Here is a 21483-nt window from a genome sequence, read left to right as displayed (position 1 = left end):
CAGGGTTAGCACCCTTAACGCCGTCATTTTTCAATTAGGCACCTTTTTTTCAAGCGAGCTGTTCTAAAAGTGAGCTAGAACTTACTTTTGAGACAGCCTCAACTCACCAGGAAGGGAGGATTTTAATATGGATAGTGTAGTTCTCGAAAATATAGGAAAGCTAGTCGGAACAATAGGGTTCCCTGGGCTTATTGCCATTATACTACTCAGAACTATTCTGGGAAGTTTTAATCAGCGCCTGGAGACACTTGATAGAAGATTGAACCAGTTAAACAACTCAATTGTGTTGGTGACAAAAACTTTAACTCAGTTATCAAAAGAGGATTCCACTAAACTTAATACCATATTCACTCCTGTTGTTGAACACTCAAATAACCAAACAAATAATTAATTTCTTTCAATGTTAATTCCTATGATTCTTCTGCTTGCAAACTTACAATTGAACAAAAAGGTTAAGTCTAATGAATTGTTTATGTTTTTACCACTTGTTACGCAAATCATCCCTACTCTGAGAGTGGGATGATTTTGTTTATTTTCGATTTATATAGACCGCAAATAAGATCATAACCGAATAAGCAGACGATCGATGGTTTGCATCGGATGTGTATTGACCTGCTTCATAAATTGGCTCACATGAAGCTTAATCTTATAGAATTTCTCAAAGAAGACGTTATTGACTACGTCAGCTTTGAGCCATAGCCATAAGCCTTCCACCGGATTCAGATTTGGGCTGTAAGGCGGCAGAAAGACCAACTGTAAACGAGGATGTTCTTTGAGAAACGCCTGTAAAGCTTTGGCGTGATGGATGCGGCTATTGTCCAAAATCAAGGCCATTTTTCCAGATGGGTACGCAGAGAGGAGATCTTCCAAAAAGCGAACGAAGGCAGCTACATCCGCTTTCTCCTCTTCCCGATGATGCACTTGTCCCGTTTCATAGTTGATCGCCCCAAACAACTTGGCTCCTTCATGCTTGCCGTAGGTCGGCACTTTCCGTTGCCTGCCGCGCGGGAACCAATTGTATTGCAGCGCTTGATAGGAACGAATCATGGATTCATCTTCAAACAACAGATGATCGATCTCTTCGGCTTCCACCTGTTTCTTGAGATGAGTAAAGGTTTGTTTACGAAAAAATGCCTGGGCATCCGCATCGGCTTTGGCCAACGAATAGGTTGCTTTGGTGAAGCTGAAATGCATTCGTTTGAGCATCGCGCTGATGCCGCGCACACTCATGGTGACGCCAAACGTCATCTTGATCCACTCGGCTACCAGTGGAAGCGTCCAGGTGTAGCGCGCTTCAAAACCTACATCGGCTGGGGTTCGCTGTTCCAGCATGGCACCTAGCTGAATGCGTTGCTCGTCCGTGAGTTTTGTCGGTTGTCCGGGGGAATGATCCATTTCCAGCCCGGCAAGACCGTGCTCCTGATACGCTTGCAAATACAGACTGATCGTTTGGCGCGTACGATGGAGTAATTGGCCGATCTCATCAAACGAGTGACCTTCAAAGCGAAGGCGGACCGCTAGGTACCTCTCGTAAAGTCGTTTATCTGCTGTTTCTCTCATGGACACATTTAGTTGCTCAATTTTTGCGGAACTCATTTTCATCACCACCGGGTTTTTGTTACTATTTATTACCCCGTTTGGTGGTTGGCGTGGCAAGGTTCGTTTGTTATTTGCGTTCTATATAGATCTACTACTAATACGAAAAATATCCTTGTTTTGTCCGACAATTTTCTGAATGATCGGTAATATCGACTTTATAATCGGGCAACTTTACAATTCTGTCCATATGGAATTTTTCTGCTAGTCTGGTAAGCAAACAATACTCGCTCTGGGAAAAGGGGTAAAATCCCCTCTTCATGAGATTTCCTCATTTGTCAGATCTAAAGCCGATCCATTCCCCCGAATAACGACAGCCTCAAGCTTCGTCCCACAGCCTGAGAACGTTGTCCAAGCCTATGGCAGTTCCTTCCCGGCTTTCCTCCATGCCTTCGAATTCCAAAGTCAGATAGCCGTCGTAGCCCGAGCCTTTGATGAGCTTGAGCAGACTTCTTACCGGCAGGTCTCCCTGACCGAATATCGAGCCCCTTAAGAAGTTGCCGTTCGCGGTGCGGAACCATTTGCCGTCTCCGGGATTCTGATCGGCCCCGCGATAATAGAAGTCTTTCAGGTGGACGATCGAAGCCAAGGGCAGATTTTTGGCGACGCCGATCAATGGCGGTTCGTCGACGCACAGGAAGTTGCCGATGTCCAGCACCGTCCGGAAATTCGGGCGATTCACCTCGGCGATTACCCGTTGGACGCGATCGCTGTGCTGCACGCCCCAGCCGTGGTTTTCGATGTTCGTCGCGATGCCGCGCTCGGCGGCGTAGTCCGCGATGAGCCGACTGCCCTCGGCGATTCGCGGCAGATTCTTCTCGAAATGCGTGATGTCGGCTTCCTCTTGCGGAATCGTAAACGCCACCACGTCGTGACGCATAGAGCGAATTCCCATTGCCGCTAGCAAATCGACATGCCCCTTCAAGCGCTCCACTTCGGCAAGGAAATCTTCGTCCGATTCGTGCGCGAAATTGGCCGGAAGCGCATAGTTGGACAGCTCAAGACCGAGCTGTTCCGCTTTGCGCCGGACCCGCTCCGCGAGCTCTCCGTCGTCGACCAGCGAATAACCGTAGGGCACGAGCTCCACATGCTCGCAACGATGCTCCTTCGCCCATTCCAAGACATCGAGGACGGACATTTCTCCGCCTCGCAGCTTATCGACCAGACAATACGTGCTTATTCCGAGCTTCATTTTCCGCCAAGTCCCCTTTCCTTTTCTGCCGACGATTCAGCCCTTAACCGCCCCGCCGACCAGTCCCTTAATAATAAACCTTTGCACGAACATGTACAGCAATGTAATCGGCATAGCGACCAGAGCTGAAGCGGCGAACAGCTGCGGCCAATTGGCCGAGTACTGTGTTTTGAAGAACATGAGCCCGATCGGCAGCGTCCGACTGTTCGGAGACGACAGGTAGACGAGCGGACCGAAAAAATCGTTCCACGAATTGATCGCGATTACGATAATGCAGGTCGAGGTTACCGGCAGCGTCAGCGGAACGACAACCTGCCAGAAGATCCGTATCGGCGAGCAGCCGTCGATTGTCGCCGCCTCCTCAATCTCCAGCGGAACGGTTTTGAAAAACTGGAAGTACAGGAAGATCGGCAGCGCCATCCCACCGGCCACTTGAATGATCGAGAGGCCCAGATGCGTGTTGAGCAGCGACAGCTCCCGCAGCAGCAGGAAGGACTGGATCGTTCCGGCGAAGCCGGGCAGGATCATGCCGAGAAGGAAATAGGAGAAAAACCAGTCGGCCCTCCAGGCCCTCCCGTGCCGCAGCGCGTACCCGGCCAGAATGGCGCATACGAGCGTCACCGACAAGGAAACGGCCAGCACGGTTACGCTGTTCGAGAAATAGAGGACGAGACGTCCGACCTCGATCGCCTGCGGATAGTTGCTCCAGTGATACGTTTCCGGCAACGCGAGCGGGTTCAGCGTTCCCGACGAACTTTGCAGCGATACCGTCGCCAGCACGAACAGCGGAACGAGAATGACGGCCAGACAGACCGCGACGATGCCGTACGAAGAGATTTTGGCCGCCCTCATTGCTTAACCTCCCATCTGCCCAGTGCCCGGATAATCGAGACCGTCACGAGCATGATGAGAACGGACAGCAGAATGGCCATCGCCGTTCCGTAGCCCGGCTGTGACGTCTTGAACGCGAATTGATAGATCAGCGTCCCGAATACCTGCGTCGAGTTGGCCGGTCCGCCCTGCGTCATGACCCAGATATGCTCGAACTGCTTCATGTTCCCGATGACCGACAGCACCGTATTGACCGTGATGGCCGGCACGAGCAGCGGCAGCGTGATCCTGAAAAATTTCTGCCGGGCGTTGGCCCCGTCGATGCTGGCCGATTCGTAAATATCGGATGAAATGCCTTGCAGTCCGGCCATGTAAATCATCATTGAATATCCGGTGTACTGCCAGATAATGACGAACGAGATGGCGTAGATCGCCGTATCCGTGCGGCCCAGCCAGTCGATGCCCGCCAGCGTGTCCAAGCCGAGCGCCTCGAAGAATTTGGGCAGAAAGCCGACGAACGGCGAGTACATATAGCTCCAGATATAACCGATGACAACCGTATTCAGAATGGCCGGGTAAAAAATGACCGCGCGCATCCAGACGACGCCCCGCAGCTTCTGGTCGAGCAGGACGGCCAGGAAGATGGAGATCGCGTGCTGGACGGCGATAACGACGACGGATAGAATCAACATGTTCCGCAGCGCGGTGGCGAACAGCGGATCGGAGAAGACGTTCCTGAAATTGTCCAGGCCGATCCAGTTCGCGCTGAAGGAAACGCCCTTCCAGTCGGTGAAGCCGTAATAAAGCCCGCTGACGATCGGCCCCGCGTAGAACAGCGAATACAGCAGCAGCGCGGGAGCCAGGAACAGAAGAAAGGTTTTCAGATTCAGTATTCTCATAAGGTCCCTCCCGTGTATGGCGAAGCAGGCCGCGAAGAAGCAAAGACCCGGGCTTCTTTCCCCGGGTCGGAGCTGTCCATTCGCGCCTTGCGCGGCGGATTACTTGTAGTCCTTCTCCTGTGCCTTCTGCATCTCTTCCATCAGCTTCGCCAAATCCGGCTTCTGCTTGAGCAGAATCTGCTGCAGCATCGGGAAATACGCCGGCTCCATCGAAGGCGTCAAGCTCGGGAAGATCGTCGAAATATTCGACTCGATGCTCTTCGTCAGCTCTTCCGCGATTGGATGATAGGTCGGGGAGGTGCCTCCGACGACGGTGACCGCCGATTTCGTGTCCTCGGACCACAGCTTGGCCGTCTCCGGTTGAGCGATGAAGTCCATGAACAGCTTTACTTCTTCGGGATGCTTGCTCCAGGAGATGCCGGTGAAAATGTTGTCCGAGATCAGGTTGACGACGAGCGGATCGCCGGCTTTGTTAAGCGGGATCGGGAACGCGCCCACCTCGAACTCCTTGAAGTCCGCGGGGAATTCGTCCAGCGCCCAGCTGCCCATCGGATACATCGCGGCCTTCCCTTCCTTGAACACCTGCACGACCTGGGCGTTGCCCAGCCCGACCGAATTTTCGAGGAAATACCCCTTGTCCGCCAGCTCGCTCAGAGGGCCGAAGAAATCCGCGAATTCCGGATCCGTCCACTTCTTCTCCCCCGAGGCCAGCTTCTCGAACACGAGAGGGTCCTTGTGCTGATAAGCGCCGAATTGGCCGCTCGACATGAATTGGGTCGCCCAGGCGTCCTTGCCCCCTGTCACGAACGGCGCGAGCCCGCTGGCCTTGATTTTCTCGCTGACGTCCAGCAGCTCTTCCCAGGTCGTCGGAACGTTTAAGCCAAGGTTCTGGAAGATGTCTCGGTTGTAAAAAACGACAACGGCGTAATAGTTGTACGGCACGCCGTAGGTTTTGCCGTCCACGGTGCCCAGTTGAACGGCGGACTCCAGATAATTGCCCTTCCAGGCTTCCCCGGACATGTCCATCAGCACGTTCTGGTCGACATACTCGCGCATCTGATTCGGGAACATCCAGACGATGTCCATATCGGCCTTGGAGACGATTCTCGTCCGGATAACCTCCCGATACTGGTCGGCGATCTGGTCCGGCTCCACGGTAATGTACGGATATTGCTCCTCGAACTTCTCGAGCACCTTCTGGCTGAGCGGATTCCAGCTGGAGATTTTCAAGGTGACCGGTTGTTTGTCCTCTCCCGAAGGGGCCGGCTTGGACTCGGACGCCGACGGACTCGCCCCGGAGCCTCCCGACGCGGGAGCGCCCGTATTCTTGTTGCCCCCGCACGCGGAGACGATAACCGAGACGGCCAATACGAGAAGCAGCAGTGCGGAGAAGCGAGAATGCTTCATATCAAAACCTCCCTTTGATCTGTAAAACGCTTACAAGGTTCATTATAGAAGCGGTACGTCTCCCTCTCCATGAACGGTTTATGAGATATGGGCGCTTTGTTTTGCCCATTTTCGGGCTCGGTCATAAAAAAATGCACGATTTTTATGAAATCGTACATTTTATTGATCGTCGCTTCAGGAGCCGTTGCGGTATTCGATCGGCGATTGGCCGACAATTTCCTTGAACAGCTTGCTGAAATAGTGCGAATGCGCGTAGCCGACCTTCTCCGCCACCTCGTAAATTCTTAGATTCGTTCTGCGAAGAAGCTCCTTGGCTCGCTCCATCTTTTTCCGTATGACGTAATCGCTGAAATTGACCCCGGTCTCCTTGAGAAAGATCCGGCTGAGATGAGCGGGACTAACGTGGGCGAACTCGGCGCAGGAAGACAGGGATACGTCCTCGCAGAAGTGGTGATCGACATAATCCATCGCCATGCGAACGGCCTGTCCGACAGCCCCTTCGGCCTCCCCGAGTTCCCGCTGCAGCTCCCCATACGCCGTTCTCAGACCGGGAACATCGCTTGCAAGCGCGCCTCCGGAGAAGACCAGCGCAACGTTAAGCAGATTGGCCAAATTTTTCTTCAGCTCCGCCAGATACTCGTTCCAGGTCCGTTCTCCGCTTCGGGCTTGCGCCGGCGCCAGCCACAGCAGCTCGTCCCGCTCTCCGTTCGCCACCGCGCCTCCCCAATCGTGCGACACATACTTCTCGATGAAGTACCTGGCCGCCGCGAAGCGCGAGCCGCTCTTCTCCTGCTCCTCTTCCCTTCCGCCCGACGCCGGACGGATGCCGACCAGCCGTACCCCGTCCGCTAGCGCGGGCAAACCGAGAGCGCCATACTGCTTCTCCAGCCGCCCCTCTTCGTCCGTTCCCGAAAGCAAAGCTTTCAGAAATTCGTCTCTCTCCTTCTCCGTCGTTCCCGCCGGAGTCAAGGAAGGTCCGTACGTTCGTTCCAGATTGTCCAGCACCTTCTTCAGCATGTCTACGATCTCTTCCTTCGCCATCGTAGGCTTGTGCAAATAATCCGTTACGCCCAGACGCAGCGCCTCCTGAACGTAAGGAAAATCGTCGTAGCTGCTGATTACGATGACCTGAGTTCCTCCGCCGCGTTCTTTAATTTTCTTCGTTAACTGAATTCCGTCCATCACCGGCATGCGGATGTCGGTCATGACGATATGAATTTCCTCTTCCTCGATGATATTCCAAGCTTCCTCGCCGTTAGAGGCCTCCGCCTTCCAGACGACGCCGTAGCTCTCCCAATCGACCAGGTAACGCAATCCGATCCGGACGATCGACTCGTCCTCAACGACCAGCATGTTCCACATCGGCGTTCTCCCCTCTCGGTTGATACGGAAGCAGCAGAATCGCTTTCGTCCCCTCGCCCGGCGCGCTGTCGATCGTCAGACCGTAGGCCGCTCCGTATCTAAGCCTTATGCGTTCCCGAACGTTCCGGACCCCGATGCTTTCTTCCCCGTCCGCGGCCGGATCGTTCAACTCCTTGACCTTGGCGGCGTCGATTCCTTTGCCGTCGTCCGCGACGACAATACGCAGCGTTCGCCCTTCATCCGCGATCTCCGCCGACACCTCGATGCGAAGCTGCCGTTCCATGCTGCTCGGCCCGTGAAAAATCGCGTTTTCCAGCAGCGGCTGCAGCAGCATAACCGGCACTTGGGCTTTTAACGCAGCGTCGGACACCTTCCATCTGACGACGAAGCGGTTCGTATAGCGAAGCTCCATCAGCAGCGTATATTCCTTGAGCAGCTCCAGTTCGTCTCCCAGGCTGACAAGGTCCTTGACCATCTTCATATTGGAGTGCAGCAGCTTGCTGAGCGATTGCAGCAATTTGGCGATATGCTCGGATTGTTGAATGAGCGCCAGCATGCGAATCGAATTAATCGTATTGTACAGAAAATGGGGATTAATGCGGGCGCGAAGCGCGTACAGCTCCGCGTTTCTCTTCTGCTTCTCCGACTCCTCGATCGAATTGACCAGCTCGTCCAGATGCGTCACCATCCGGTTGTACCGGAATTGCAGCTGGCCGATCTCGTCCCTTCTCTCGTAGGGGAGCGACAAGGTCGATTCGAAGTTGCCCATCTCCACCTTGCTCATCGACCGCATCAGGCTGCGAATCGGCTTGGACAGGCCTTTGGCCAGCAGCCAGGACACGACCGCCGCTCCGATAAAAATAAACAAAACGACAAGCAGAGTCAATTTTTTAATCGCCGCGCTCTCCTGAAGCAGCTCCTCTCGGTCGACCAGCAAATAAGTCGTCCAGCCGGTGTATTCGTTGAATTTCTCCACACCGTTCCAGGAGCGATGGTTGCCATCTACCGTCGATTGCAGACGGAAGGCATTCGCGGATTCCGGACCTCCTCCGCTTCGAACGCTTGCGTACTTCGATACTCCTCCGTCCCCGCTTTGGGCGCTTGCGTTCTTCGATCCCCCTCCGCTCGCGGTGCCCTTCCGATTCTGCGAAGAGCGGAACTCCAGCAGCTTCTCGGTAATTTCCGGCTCCGAGGAGTAGACATAGCCGTCGGGAGCGGCTACGGTGACGTGAACGTTCTTAAAGCTGAGCGAACGGACCGTCTTCTGGATGAACGCCGGCTTAATGTCGACGGCCACGACGGCGGCGGGCTTGAAATCCCGGTCGATCAGCTGCCGCGCGATCGTAATCGTCTTGAACGTGGTTCCGTTGAATTGAGCCTCGTCGCGCAAGCCGGAAATGACCAACCCGCCTTCCCTGTCGATCGCCTGCTTGTACCACGCCTCTTCGTATGGCTTGTAATCCGGGTTGATGGATTTGTCCCCGCTCGTTCGATAACCGTAGATGCTGCCGTTCGTTCCGTAGAACAGCATGCCTTCGATCATCGAGTTAACGGAGGGATAGGTCGTAATAAGCTGAATAAGCCGCTGTTGGTTGATTAACTCCCGATAGCCCCATTGGTCTCTAGGCGAGAACGGCGAAGCGATAATTTCAAAAATTTCTTCCGTGGAATAGGGGAGCATGCTATAGCGTTCGAAATCCTGTACCTGCTTCTCCAGCGTATTGTTGAACTGTCCGATGATAACCTGCAGATCCTCGTTAACCCTTTTCTCCAATGAATCCGCCGACTGGCGATACGCAATAAGCCCCACGCTGGCCGTGGGGATGACGCATAGCATATAGATCGCGCATAAGAGCTTCGTCTGGAAGCTCAGACCGTTCCACCATCTCAGAAGCATCGCTGTCTCTCTCCATCCCGTCTCATACCCCTAGTTTAGCGGTGTTGGGACGGATGCGACAGATAGGAAGCTAACTTTTTTGGGGAGAAGATTAACTTGATCGACAAGAAAATGCATACAAAGGCCCGCGCGAACCGGCCAAAATTAACGCTTCGTCAGCCAGAACGAACCGCCTCGTGCCGGGACGCCCTGCGGACCGATCGCTCCGAGAACCGTCTGCGCGAGACCGGCCAATTCCGCGTCTTGCGAGACATAGTGGCTCGGAAACGCCACCTCGTATGCGGGCTCCTGCGGATTTTGCGCCAGTAAATAAGCCGCCAGCATATACTGCTCGTTGTAGTAGCGGCGAGACCAGCTCTCCGGATAGTCGTCCGGCAGAAAAATATCGTGAAAATGAACGAGAACGCCGGACTTCAGCCGCGGCATAACCTCCAGAAATACGATGTTGGCATCCGAATTCTGGAACACATAGTGGCTGCTGTCCACGAACAGAATGTCCCCGGCCTCCAGCTCCTCGAACAACGACAAATCGGTCTCCTCAAGCGGTTTGCGTACGATGCGGCTGCAAATCTCGTCGATCTCCTCGCGGGGGAACGGATCGATCGAGACGATCTCCGTCGTCAGCCCGTGGTCCGCAGCGGCGCGCTTGGCGAACATCGTGGAGTTGCCCGAGCCGATCTCGCAGTAGCGTTTCGGACGCCGCTCCGCCACGATGCCGTACAGCGCCAGCGCATCTAATCCGCTGAACCAGTCATTGTTCCAGGAGGGCTGCGCAGGAGCGGCATCGTCATGCTCATACGCTATGGAATCCAAGTGTCCGGCATAACGCGCAAAAGCCCACAATTCGGCCTCGTACCGAGACCGATTGCCGGCAATGATCGCATGCAGCGGGCCATGCGTCGGCCTATTGCCGCCGAACCGCGGCCTCGGGTTTATCGGATAATTGACATAGATCGGATAGAGTGCGCTCATCCCATCGACTCCTCTCATCCTACCACCGTATTCCGCTTGGCTTGCGATGGTGTCCGCCGTCTAGCTTAAATGCTCCAATGCTGCCAATCCTGCTGACGCTTCTCGTGAGTCGCCAGCCAATCCAAGGTGGATTGGTACAGCTCGTTTTTGTGAACGCCTTGAGAGTACGTGTGGTCCGCTTGGAAAAGAATGTTCTTGTCGCAGCGCCCTTCGCCGCGAAGCCAGAATGTCTTCTCCAGCAGGAAGCTGTAATCGGCCGGAATGACGTCATCCGACGTCCCGTGCGCGATGAAGACGTCGCCCGAGAACTTGGACGCTTCCTGGAACGGCTGATGCTGCTGCAGCGACTCGAAAAACTCGGGCTTCAGCTTGTAGCCCTGATAGTCCGCCTGACCTTTCTTGACCGTTTCGTCGTACACGCCGCGACCGACGATTTTCACAATGTCGCTGAATGGATAGGAGACGGGAGACCACAGCGCCAGCGATTTCACGCGGCGATCTCTCGTTCCCGTCAGCAGGGCGACGGCTCCCCCGAGACTGTGTCCGAGCAGCGTCACTCTGAGCGGGTCCACGCAATCGAGGCTTAAGCCGTAGTCCAGCACGGAGCGCGTCTGCGCAATCATCGAATCGAGACCGTGCTCGCCGTACACGCCTTCGCTCTCACCGCAACCGGCAAAGTCAAAACGAATGACGAGGAAGCCCCGTTGCGCCAGCAATCGACTTGCCAGCAGGAACAGCCGATCCACGCCAATCCGGCTGCCGATAAAACCGTGGCAGATGACGACTAGCGGCATTTTCTTCTCCGGGCAGGCTCCGTCCCGAACCGGATAATGTATCGTAGCCGTTAAGGCAAGATTATCATGCTGAATCGTAATTGGTTTTTCCATCGTCGAAAACCCCTTATCCTTATATTCCGATTAAAATAGTATGAATTAAAGTTATCATCTCCCTTGCCTTCTGTCAACCCCAAAAAAAGGGCCTGTCCCATAAGCACTCCAAGTTGCTCTAACAGATGATCGATACTAAAGGTTAAAGGGGTATATACCTCCTTCCGCTGCTATACGCTCCTGAAATCTGAAATGGGAAACCCGCGAAAAGGGGATTTCAGGAGCGTATGAGGCAGTCTACAGGAGGTATATACCCCTATCTTTGTTTATCGATCATTTCAAGCAACTCTACTTAGGGGACAGGCCCTTTTGAAATATGCCGTTGACTCAGTTACTTCACATAGAACGTTGCATCGGCTTGGTCGAGGGAGTTCGTAATCGACGAGATTTCCAGTACACCGCTCCGGTGTCTCAGGTAGATGCCCGAGAAACTGTACGTTTCGAACGAAGCCGCCCATCCGCTGGAGAAGCCGGTGCGCAAACGCCAGGTGGCGTCGTTCTTGTATAGCGTCGTATTGGCGTACGGATCGAGCCACACCTTGCCGTCGCGATGGCGCAAATAGTAGCCCGGATACGTTGCCGATTCGATCGACACCGCCGACGGATCGGCCAGTCCCGGCACGAGCTTCCACTGCGATTCCGGCGCGTACTGGCTTCCGTCCATTTTGCCCCGGCCCGCGTCGACGCGGACATAGTTGCCGATGTTGTAGCTCTCCAACTGATTGACGGGGATTTCGACGTCGACCCGCTGCAGCTTCCAGTTCTGCGTATCCAGCCCGTTGGCCGTCCACTGAATGACCTTCGTTCCGGCCGGAGAGCCCCCGCCCGCATTGTCCAGCATCAGGCCGCTATGCTCGTTCATGCTCGTATAATAGCCGCTCCCCTTATAGGAGAACTTCCATCGCTGCGTATCCAAGTAATTGTCGGTCCACAGCACGACCTTCGTACCCGGAGTCGTCACGCCGTTCGGATCGTCCAGCACCAAACCCGTATTCACGTTCATCACCCGGAAAAATCCGTTGCTCCGATAATCCGGAACCCACCACTGGGTATCTAAGCCGAGATCGTTCCATTGGATCACCTCCGTGCCGGCCGGCGATCCGCCCCCTGCATTATCCAGCAGCAGACTGTTGTTCTGATTGATCAGCTTGTAGATGCCCCCGGAGACGATGGAGGAATCCCCGCTCATCTGCGCGACGTTCGCCCGAATTTCGTTGCGGCTGCCAACTTTGACCGTGTTGACCTCCAGCAGCAGCGAATGATCGAGCGGCAGCAGGGTCCCGCTCCATGCGGCGGGTGTATTCTGATTGCTTCCCTTGACGGTCAGCGGCGCGTCGACCAGAGACCATGTTGCTCCGTAATTGGAGCTGGTGAACATTTTATTGGCCGTAGGCACGACGTCGGTCATCCCGCGCACGTAAAATCTGCCGTTCGGGCTTCCGTCGTCCACATACGCGACTTCCGGAGTTTGCGAAGCGCGATAGATGCCTGTGCCGACTACGGTGCCGAGATCAGTCGGGCTTCCCCAATTGATGCCGTCGGTCGAAGTCTTGAACCGGACGGCGAAGTTCGGAGCCGCACCCAGCATCTCGAAAAACATAAAATAGGTTCCGTTCTTCACCCGAACGACCCGCGGCATGCCCGGACGCCAGTCCAAGTTCGTCGAGCTTCCGACGGTCAGGCTATAGCTGCCCCAAGTCAACCCTCCGTCGCTCGATATCTCTTGAGCGAGCGCCTGATTGTAGCCCGGCTGCCGCTCATCGGAGTAGTAGCAGATGAGCCGGCCGTCGGCGGTTACGGCGAACTCGGGCTCCCAGGTGCGCTTCGTGCCCGCCGTTCCGCGCGCCGCCAGATGGCTATGAAGCTGCCACGTCGCTCCGTTGTCCGTGCTCCGCCAAATATGAATCGTATAAGCGGACGAATTGTCCCAATCCGTCGAGGCGAACAGCAGCGTGCCCGCCGGATAAGCTCCGACCTGTTGGGGCAGCACGTAGAGCGTCGTCATTCCCTGCTGGTCCCGGTTCAAGCCGTAATTGTTCGGGTCGATCTCGCTGAGTAGCGACCAGCTTTTCCCGTTGTCAGAGCTGCGGTAGATCGGGAACGGCTTCATCCCGACCCAGCCGGTATTCCCGGGGAACCTGCGCGTGAACGTGGTCAGCACGTCCCCGTTGCCCAGCTTAACCGCTCTGGCGTAATAAGGCTCGGTTTCCGTTCCGCTGCTGGAGACGACCGATCCGGTCGTCGCCGCTTGAACGGAAGCTCCGCCCAGCACCGACAGCAGCATAACTAAAGACAGTACAAGCAGCCATCCTTTTCGAACGCTTCTTCCCATCTTCATTCCCCCGCGACAGATGATTAATTTTCCTCCCCGGAAGGTCTCTGGATCTCGTGTTCGTCGCTTAGCGGCACGCCGAAATCCGGCGTCCCGTCCGGATTCCAGCCGAAACGCTGAATGCGCGTGCTGCGCAGCCCCGTATCGGCTCCCGGCTCCGGCAGCGCGTGATAGACGATCCAATCCTCCGTCCCGTCCGGCGACATCGTAAAGCTGTTATGCCCGGTGGCGTACACGCGATTTTCCGTGCTCTTGCGAAACACCGGCTCCTCCGACTTGCTCCAGGAGGCCGCATCCATCGGATCGTCCCCCTCCTTCATCGTCAGCATGCCTAATGCGTAATCCTCAGACCAGGTTGTACTTGCCGAATAGACGAGAAAAATAAAGCCGTTCCTGCGCAAAATGACGGGTCCCTCGTTGATCGCCATTCCGCCCTGTTTTTCCCACTCTAGCGTAGGGGCTGTAAGCAGCACGTGACCTCCGTCAAGCGCCAGCGTCCATGGGTCGTCCATCCGAACAATGAAGATCGCCGAGCCGTAATCGGGATATCGTCCGTAGCCTGCATACATAAAATACAAGCCCCCTTCGAGCTCCATCACCGTCCCGTCCAGCCCGGGCAGCGGCGTATCGAGCGCTCCTTTCCAGATCCACTCTCCTTCCAACGGATCGGCTTCGCCGTTTTCCAGTACGCAAATTCTGCGGGATTCATCACCTCCTCCATCGTTCGCGGTGTAATAGATATACCACTTGCCTTCCAGCCAGTGCAGCTCGGGCGCCCATAGATTGTGACTGTAAGGGCCGTTCTCTTCCGGAACCCATACTTTTTTCTTGGTGCCTGTCGCGATCCCGGTCATTGAAGCGGATTTCGTAATTTCCAGGCAGCCGAACTGCGTGGACATAAAATAGTAGAAGCCGTCGCTATGCTTCAGCAGCCAAGGATCGGCGGCGTTTCGGACGATTGGATTGTGAAAAGTTGCAGTCATGGGTGTGTTCTCTCCTTTTTAGCCCTTCATTCCGGTCAAGGTAATGCCCTCGACGAAGTATCTTTGCGCGAAAAAGAACAGCAGCAGCGTCGGAATCAGCGCCAGCACCGAACCAGCCATAATATACGTCCACTGAGACGTGTAGAAGCCTTGGAACGACGCCAGCACGAGCTGGAGCGTGAACTTCTCCGGAGTGTTGATGTAAATCAGCGGTCCCAGAAAATCGTTGTACCCGGCGAGAAAGCCGAACAGGCCTTGCGTAATGAGAGCGGGCTTGGAGAGGGGGACCATGATCCGGATAAAAATCTGAAACGGATTCATCCCGTCCACCTTGGCCGCCTCCTCTAGTTCCCTAGGAATGGTCATGAAAAACTGCCGCAGCAAAAACACGCCCGCCGCAGCTCCGAACATCCCCGGCACCATGAGCGGCAGCCAGCTGTCGATCCAGCCGATTTCCTTAAACAGAATAAACGTCGGAATCATCGTCACGACGCCCGGAATCATCATCGTCGCCAGCAGCAGCGTGAACAGAACGTTTTTCGCCGGAAAATCCATCCTTGCGAACGCATTAGCGGCCAGCGCGCTTGTGAACAAGCCGACGATGCAGGGCAGGGAGATGAGAAGCAGCGTGTTGAAAAAACCTTTAAGTAGGTTCGCTTCCGTCAACACGAAGACATAGTTGCTCCATTCGAACGCTTCGGGAATCCAACGCGGCGGCATTTCGAACTCGCGGCCTTGCTGCTTGAGAGATGTGGACAGCATCCAGAGAAAGGGGATCGCCATCACGAGCGCTCCCGCGGTCAGGAACGCATAGGCGACGGTTTGACGAACCATCTCCCCCGCTTTCTTTCTCCTCTGGCGGACGCTCCTTCCGACTAACGTACTCGACATGCTTTTTTCCCCCTATTCGTAGTGCACCCAGCGTTTGGACAGCCAGAAATTCAGCAGCGTAATCGCCAGAATCAGCAGCCCGAGCACCCAAGCCATTGCCGATGCGTATCCCATGCTCATATACCGGAACGCGTTCTGGAACAAGTAATAAACTATCGTTGTCGTCGAGTAGTTCGGGCCGCCCTCGGTCATGATTTGGAAGCGCGGAAAATCCTGCAAAGCCCCGATAATCGACGTAATCAAAATGTACAGCGTCGTCGGCGAAATGCACGGAATCGTAATCCGCACGAACCTCTGCCAGCGGCTGGCCCCGTCGATCTCCGCCGCTTCGTGGAAGCTCTTAGGAACGCCCTGCAGCGCGGCCAGATAGAGCACCATGTTGATTCCCAGCCCCGCCCATACGCCTTGAATGATCATCGCCGGCATCGCCCATTTCTCGCTGCTCAGCCAGGCGGGTCCTTGAATGCCGATCAGCTCCAGCAAGTAATTCAGCAAGCCGTAGCTATCGTTGAAAATCCATTTCCATAGCAGCGTCAGTGCGATAACCGAGCTGATCGTCGGCAGAAAAAACATCGTCCGGAAAAACCGGATGCCGCGCACCTTCTGATTCAGCGCCGTGGCGATGAACAGCGCCAGCGCCATGCCGATCGGGATGCTGAGCGCCGCGTAGAACGTATTGAACATCGTCTTCCAGAACAGCTCGTCGTTCAGCGCGAGCTTGGCGTAATTCGCAGTTCCCGTGAATACGGGAGGCTGGTAGCCGCTATACTCCGTAAAGCTGACATAGACGGAATAGCTGAGCGGCACGAACGCGAACAGCAGAAACCCCAAAATGGGGGCGGAGACGAATAAGTAGGCCCAGGCGTATTCCTTGCGTTTCATCCGTTCACCTCCGTCTTCTCTTGCAGAGGGGGGCTGTAAGCAATTCAAGTGGCTCTGAGGAATGATCGATGATAAAGGCTTGCAAGGTGTATGTATCTCCCTCCGATGCTATACGCTCCTGAAATCTGAATAGGTAAACCCGTTACAGGGTGATTTCAGGAGCGTATGAGGCAGTCTACGGGAGGTACATACACCTTCTTTCCTTGTCTATCGATCCTCTCAAGCAACTTTGCTTACGGGACAACCCCTCCTGCCGATCATCCTCTTACTTGAATACCGCCGGGTTGCCTTCCTTGATCGCCGCGTCGATCTTCGGTTTCAGGTCGTTCAACACGTCCGCGGCCGATTTCTTGCCTTCCCACATCGGGGCGAGTCCTTGGGACAGCATATCGAACCATTTGGCGTTCGGCAGATTCGTCCACGGACCGGGCACCTCGTTCTCGGCAGCCTTGATGAACACTTCCGCATGCTCGGGCTTCTGCCCCGGCTGCAGGAAGACGTCGGTGGCGGCCATCGATTTGAAGCTCGGAATGGCGAAGCCCATCAGCGATTGCTCCTTCTGTCCTTCCGGTCCTCCCAAATATTCCACAAGCTTGTAAGATGCCTCGATATGCTTCGATTTGCTGTAGATGCCGAGTCCGACCGAGCCGCTCCAGCCCGCCCACTTGTTCACCGGCAGCGGAGCGACGTCCCAATCGAAGGCCAGCTTGCGGAACTCCGGCACCATCCAGCGCCCGGTAATCATCATCGCCAGTCTGCCCGTCTGGAACATCTGGCTATCGTTCATATCCTTTAGCGCCGCCGCGTTCGGAACGACCTTGTGCTGGTTGGACAGATCCGCGGCAAACTGCAGCGCCTCCACCGCAGCCGTTCCGTTGCCTAGAAACTCGCGGCGATCGTCGCTCAGGAATGCGCCGCCGTTGCCGAGCACGAAGCCTTCCCACCAGATCGGTCCCATGCCGTATTGCTTGACTTTTCCGTTCTCCTCTATCGTCAGCTTTTTCGCCGTGTCCAGCAGCTGCTCGAACGTCATCGGCGTGTCCGCGCTCGGAAACGGCACGTTCATCTTGTTGAACAGGTCCTTGTTGTAGTAAAGGACAGTCGGGCCGATGTCCTTAGGCAGCGCGTATAGCGGTCCCTGCCCGTTCACCGCTCCGTCGTAACGATATCTGATCAAGCCGGATTCCCACATGTCCCCCGTATCGATCGAACTGGCGTTGACGAGATCCTCGATGGGATGCAGCAGCCCTTGGCTCACCCAACGTCCGAAGTCCCCATCCGGTACGTAGAATACGTCAGGCGCGTCTCCGCCCGCTAGAATTGTGTTCATTTTGCCGACGTAGTCGGCCGGGATATGCAAGTACTCCACCTTGATCGTCGGGTACTTCTCCTCGAAGCCTTTGAGCAGTTTCGTGAATACCTCTTTCTCCGATGGATCTCCCCAGCCGGCGAACTTGATTTTGACCGGGTCTCCTCCCGACTCCGCGCTCTGAGAGGAGCTGCCCGTCGCCGAGGCGCCCGGGCTTGCAGCAGGCTCCTTCCCTCCGCTGTTTCCACCGCCGCACCCAGTCGTCAACCCCGCAAGCAGCGCGATCGATGCCGTAAACACCAGCAATCTTTGGCTTTTACCGAGATTCATCTTATAGACACTCCCTTTTTGTATTGGATCTGCCTTCACCTTTAATTATAGAGGGACAGCGTGGGCGAACAATTGTGAAAACGCTTTATTAAATTCACAAAAAGAATCGTAACCTCGGCGATTTCGACGGTCGAAAACGATAATGTGTGGCGGTCGTGGCGGGAGGTGGCGAGTTCTCGGCGGTCTAACGGTCCGATAGAGCATTAGCGATACAGCGCAGCAAACTTGCAACAATCTAACCTCCCGACAGAACGCCAAAGAGGCCCCTTCAGACCGCCCCCGGTCTGAAAGAGCCCCTCCACTCCACTACTTATCCTGATGCTGCTTGCGCCACTCAAGCGGAGTGACACCGACGGATTTGACAAACTGCTCGTAAAACCGGCTGGAGCTCGTAAAGCCCACCTCGGAGGAAATAAACTCGATCGCCTTGCCCGTCTGTCTCAGCAGCCTTTTGGCTTCCTCAATCCGCAAGTTGATAACGTATTGCTTGGGAGATACGCCGACCGCTTCCGAAAACTTCTTGCGAAGCATGCTCTCCGACAAATAATGGCGAGAGGCGATCTCGTGAATCGTAATCGGCGTATTGTAGTTTCTGTGGATTTCCTTCAGCACCTCTTGCACGATTCGCTTGTCGCTGCTCAGCTCCGCGTCTTGAGCGACGACTACGTTGCGGTGAAACAGCAGCAGCACCGTCTCGAAGGCGATTCGCATCAAATCGTAGGAATTGTCGCTGGTCTCTTCGGAATGCCAGCCCCGCTCCAGACGCGACAGGCTCATCTCCGCCCAGCTTCTGTCGTCCGCGTCCAGTCGCGCGCTCCATAGCCGATGCGGCTTTTGGTAGGCGTTGAGAAACAGATACTGGCAGTACGCCGGAACCTTCGCATAGAGAAAATGCACCGACAACCCCGTCCACGGCTCGGTACAGACGAAGCCGTGATGAAGACCGGAAGGAATCAGAATCAGATCTCCCTCCGATACTTTGATGTTCTGATCGTGAGCGCTGTAGTAGCCCTCTCCGCCCAATATCAAAGTCAGCTCGTCATGCTCATGCGAATGGGACATGAACAAGCCTTCTCCTTGCTCCGCCTGAAAAGTGTGCGGCTTGAAACGCTCAATGCTCGTAATAAAGCCTCTGGCCATATCGGACATGCGCCCTTCCCTTATCCGTCTTGGCGACCTGCGGAAAACCGTCCGTCAGACTCGTGATGCTCTTATATTACCATGCACTCGAAGGAAGGAGCCATAGTCCGAGCCCTTCCGCAGCAGTCTCATTTTTCCGCGCAAACGGGGAATGCTACCGAGTAACCTTGCTCGCTCCCAACCGGATCAGCGGACAAGCAACATTTTCCTCATGAGGAGATGAGGCTATGGAAGCCTTCGTCAAATGGGTATCGTCCCACGCCTTGACCGTTCTGATTATTCTTGGCGTCATTTATGCGATCGCCTTTGTGCTGACCAACCGCAAGTCGCTGTTTTATAAAGAATAAGCCCCCGGCGGGCAAGCCCGCTAAAAAAGCAAGCTGTCCCCTACCGGAGGCTCAGTTAGTGAGCAAGACTTTTACACAAGCGCCTTGGCCGCAATGTCCGTGCGATTTTGTTTGCCTTCGAATGTGATGCCGGCTGCAGCCGCATATGCATTGGCCCGCGCCTCTACGATACCCGCGCCGCGTCCGACAACGCCCAATACTCGGCCGCCGTTCGTCACGATTTGACCGTCCTTCAGCGCAGTTCCCGCATGGAACACAAGCGCTCCGGGTACGGTTACGCTGTCCAAACCGTCGATCGGGAATCCTTTGGGATAAGACCCCGGATAGCCGCCGGAAGCGAGCACGACGCAGACCGCCGCCTCGTCGCTCCAGCGAATGTCGATATCCGCCAATGTGCCGTCGATCGAAGCCAGGAAAATTTCCAGCAAATCCGTCTCCAACCGAGGCAGAACAACCTGCGTCTCGGGATCGCCGAAACGGGCGTTGAATTCGATCGTTTTCGGACCGTCCTTCGTAATCATCAAGCCAGCGAACAGAACGCCGCGGAACGGACGGCCTTCCGATACCATCGCGCGAGCCGTCGGTTTAATGATGTTCTCGATCGCGTCCTCGATAATCGCCGAATCGATATGCGGAAGCGGAGAATACGTGCCCATGCCGCCGGTATTCGGTCCTTTGTCGTTGTCGAACACCTGCTTATGGTCTTGCGCAGGCGACATTGCCCGCACCGTCTCTCCGTCCACAAACGCGAGAATCGACATTTCCTGGCCTTCAAGGAACTCCTCGATAACAACCTTGTCGCCGGCCGAGCCGAACGACTTGCTCACCATCGTCTCCTCCAGCGCCTTGTCCGCTTCCTCGCGCGTGAAGCATACCGTTACGCCCTTTCCTGCCGCCAGCCCGTCCGCTTTGATGACGATCGGAACCGATTGCTGAGCCAAATACGCCTTAGCCGACTCGTAGTCGGTGAACGTCTCGTATTTCGCGGTCGGAATGCTGTACTTGCGCAGCAGGTCTTTCATGAAAATTTTGCTGCCTTCGATTTCGGCCGCGTTTTTGCGCGGACCGTACACCGGAATCGCCGCCGCCTCAAACTCATCCACGATGCCCGCTGCCAGCGGATCGTCCGGACCGACGACGACCAGATCGATCGCCTGCTCCTTGGCAAAACCGACAAGACGGGCAAATTCCATCTCCCCAATCTCGACGTTCTCCGCCAATTGGGCGATTCCGGCGTTGCCTGGAGCGCAGAAAATTTTCTCGACTTTGGGACTCTTCTTGAGCGCCCAGACGATCGCGTGCTCGCGTCCGCCGCGTCCGATCACCAGAATGCGCACCTTAAGCCCCTCCTTCGGAATCCTTGTTGACGACCTTCAGAGTCACTTCGCCGTCGGAGATGCGGATCGTTTTCACGAGCAAGGAAATTTTGTTTTCCTCGTTCAGCAGGTTCCAGTAAAATTGCGCCGTCTCCTGCTCGTCGTCGAACAGCGGAGCAAGATGCGGCTCGCCAGCGAAGGAAGGCAACGGATTGCCGTCCCCGACATACGTCGAGATGAAATGTCCGTATCCTGCGAGCGCTTTTTCATAGTGGAAAAATTGGCGTTTCGTCTGGGACTCGTCGTTCTCGTTCGTTTTCAGGATGGACAGCTTGTAGGCGTTCAGCTTGTCGTTCAAGTCGACAATGCCCGAGATACGAGGCGTAAAATTCGGCGGGTCCGGCTCGTACGTACGCTGCGACAACGCATCCTCGAAGCGACCTCCATTGCGAAGCGCCTCCCAGATCGTGTCCGTCTGGTCGCCGTTTGTGACGATATGTGCGCCGCCCTCATGACGAAGCGGATAGTAAATAATAAGCGACGGATCGGACAGCTTGGCCGGATCGCGCGCTTCCGTACGCAGAAACCCGTTCTCCTCCGGCACGAAAATCCGATTGCGGCTGTTCTCGCTTCTGCCCATGATCCAGTACACCTGCACAAACCGCGATGCGTCAGGCGTCAATCCGATAATGATTCCGCGGCCCGGATAAGCGTTCGTCTTCAACTGCTGCACGGTGCGATCCGCCAGCTCTTGCCATTTTGCAGACATTGTCGTCGTCCCTTCCTCTTCAAATAAAGGTTCAAAAAGTCCGATTTTCAGCACCGAGAAGGTTGGATGAAGACCGGGAATGAGGAACGGAGCGTAGTGGAAGCTACGTGAGTACCGGAAGGACCGGCTGAATTCAAGATT

At 55.4% G+C, this 21483-nt stretch carries 18 protein-coding genes; 1 reads left to right on the top strand and 17 read right to left on the bottom strand.

The window, feature by feature from the left end:
- Positions 1-127 precede the first annotated feature (127 nt).
- Entirely contained in the window at positions 128-391 is a 264-nt protein-coding gene (locus DFP98_RS34725; RefSeq protein ID WP_116065225.1) for a hypothetical protein, read from the top strand.
- Between the two features lie 170 nt (positions 392-561).
- Here the strand turns inward: DFP98_RS34725 and DFP98_RS34720 are convergent, their stop codons facing one another.
- The 17 genes from DFP98_RS34720 to DFP98_RS34640 form a co-directional block, all read right to left on the bottom strand.
- Positions 562-1605, bottom strand: a complete 1044-nt coding sequence (locus tag DFP98_RS34720) for an IS630 family transposase (protein WP_425455574.1) — start codon at positions 1603-1605, stop codon at positions 562-564.
- Between the two features lie 310 nt (positions 1606-1915).
- Positions 1916-2788: a sugar phosphate isomerase/epimerase family protein gene (locus DFP98_RS34715; protein ID WP_116065223.1), complete on the bottom strand. Its 873-nt coding sequence runs from the start codon at positions 2786-2788 to the stop codon at positions 1916-1918.
- A 36-nt stretch (positions 2789-2824) separates the two neighbouring features.
- Positions 2825-3640 (bottom strand): carbohydrate ABC transporter permease, encoded by an 816-nt coding sequence (locus DFP98_RS34710; protein ID WP_116065222.1) that lies wholly within the window; start codon positions 3638-3640, stop codon positions 2825-2827.
- Complete coding sequence (locus DFP98_RS34705; RefSeq protein ID WP_116065221.1) at positions 3637-4518, bottom strand: carbohydrate ABC transporter permease; 882 nt, start codon at positions 4516-4518, stop codon at positions 3637-3639. The genes DFP98_RS34710 and DFP98_RS34705 overlap by 4 nt, the downstream gene beginning before the upstream one ends.
- 99 nt (positions 4519-4617) lie before the next feature.
- On the bottom strand, positions 4618-5925 hold the full coding sequence (locus DFP98_RS34700) for an ABC transporter substrate-binding protein (RefSeq protein WP_116065220.1): 1308 nt from the start codon (positions 5923-5925) through the stop codon (positions 4618-4620).
- A gap of 174 nt (positions 5926-6099) precedes the next feature.
- Complete coding sequence (locus DFP98_RS34695) at positions 6100-7287, bottom strand: response regulator transcription factor (protein WP_116065219.1); 1188 nt, start codon at positions 7285-7287, stop codon at positions 6100-6102.
- A complete protein-coding gene (locus DFP98_RS34690) occupies positions 7265-9184 on the bottom strand; it encodes a cache domain-containing sensor histidine kinase (RefSeq protein ID WP_116065218.1) in 1920 nt (639 codons plus the stop codon). Before DFP98_RS34690 ends, DFP98_RS34695 begins: the two co-directional genes overlap by 23 nt.
- Before the next feature lie 144 nt (positions 9185-9328).
- Complete coding sequence (locus DFP98_RS34685) at positions 9329-10156, bottom strand: class I SAM-dependent methyltransferase (protein ID WP_220377215.1); 828 nt, start codon at positions 10154-10156, stop codon at positions 9329-9331.
- Positions 10157-10221: 65 nt separating this feature from the next.
- Positions 10222-11043: an alpha/beta hydrolase family protein gene (locus DFP98_RS34680; protein WP_116065216.1), complete on the bottom strand. Its 822-nt coding sequence runs from the start codon at positions 11041-11043 to the stop codon at positions 10222-10224.
- A 331-nt stretch (positions 11044-11374) separates the two neighbouring features.
- Entirely contained in the window at positions 11375-13375 is a 2001-nt protein-coding gene (locus DFP98_RS34675; RefSeq protein ID WP_116065227.1) for an AbfB domain-containing protein, read from the bottom strand.
- Between the two features lie 23 nt (positions 13376-13398).
- Positions 13399-14358, bottom strand: coding sequence for a glycoside hydrolase family 43 protein (locus DFP98_RS34670; protein ID WP_116065215.1), 960 nt, complete (start codon positions 14356-14358; stop codon positions 13399-13401).
- An 18-nt stretch (positions 14359-14376) separates the two neighbouring features.
- Positions 14377-15249: a carbohydrate ABC transporter permease gene (locus DFP98_RS34665; protein ID WP_116065214.1), complete on the bottom strand. Its 873-nt coding sequence runs from the start codon at positions 15247-15249 to the stop codon at positions 14377-14379.
- Positions 15250-15261: 12 nt separating this feature from the next.
- Entirely contained in the window at positions 15262-16131 is an 870-nt protein-coding gene (locus DFP98_RS34660) for a carbohydrate ABC transporter permease (RefSeq protein ID WP_116065213.1), read from the bottom strand.
- Positions 16132-16396: 265 nt separating this feature from the next.
- On the bottom strand, positions 16397-17770 hold the full coding sequence (locus DFP98_RS34655) for an ABC transporter substrate-binding protein (protein ID WP_116065212.1): 1374 nt from the start codon (positions 17768-17770) through the stop codon (positions 16397-16399).
- Between the two features lie 306 nt (positions 17771-18076).
- On the bottom strand, positions 18077-18919 hold the full coding sequence (locus DFP98_RS34650) for an AraC family transcriptional regulator (RefSeq protein ID WP_116065211.1): 843 nt from the start codon (positions 18917-18919) through the stop codon (positions 18077-18079).
- Positions 18920-19328: 409 nt separating this feature from the next.
- Complete coding sequence (gene purD / locus DFP98_RS34645; RefSeq protein WP_116065210.1) at positions 19329-20594, bottom strand: phosphoribosylamine--glycine ligase; 1266 nt, start codon at positions 20592-20594, stop codon at positions 19329-19331.
- 1 nt (position 20595) lies between these two features.
- Positions 20596-21342 (bottom strand): IMP cyclohydrolase, encoded by a 747-nt coding sequence (locus tag DFP98_RS34640; RefSeq protein ID WP_116065209.1) that lies wholly within the window; start codon positions 21340-21342, stop codon positions 20596-20598.
- Positions 21343-21483 lie beyond the last annotated feature (141 nt).

Source organism: Cohnella phaseoli (assembly GCF_003386235.1).
GTDB classification, from domain to species: Bacteria; Bacillota; Bacilli; order Paenibacillales; family Paenibacillaceae; genus Cohnella; species Cohnella phaseoli.
Note: the sequence above shows the minus strand (reverse complement) of the source record. Positions and strands in the feature narration are given on the sequence as shown.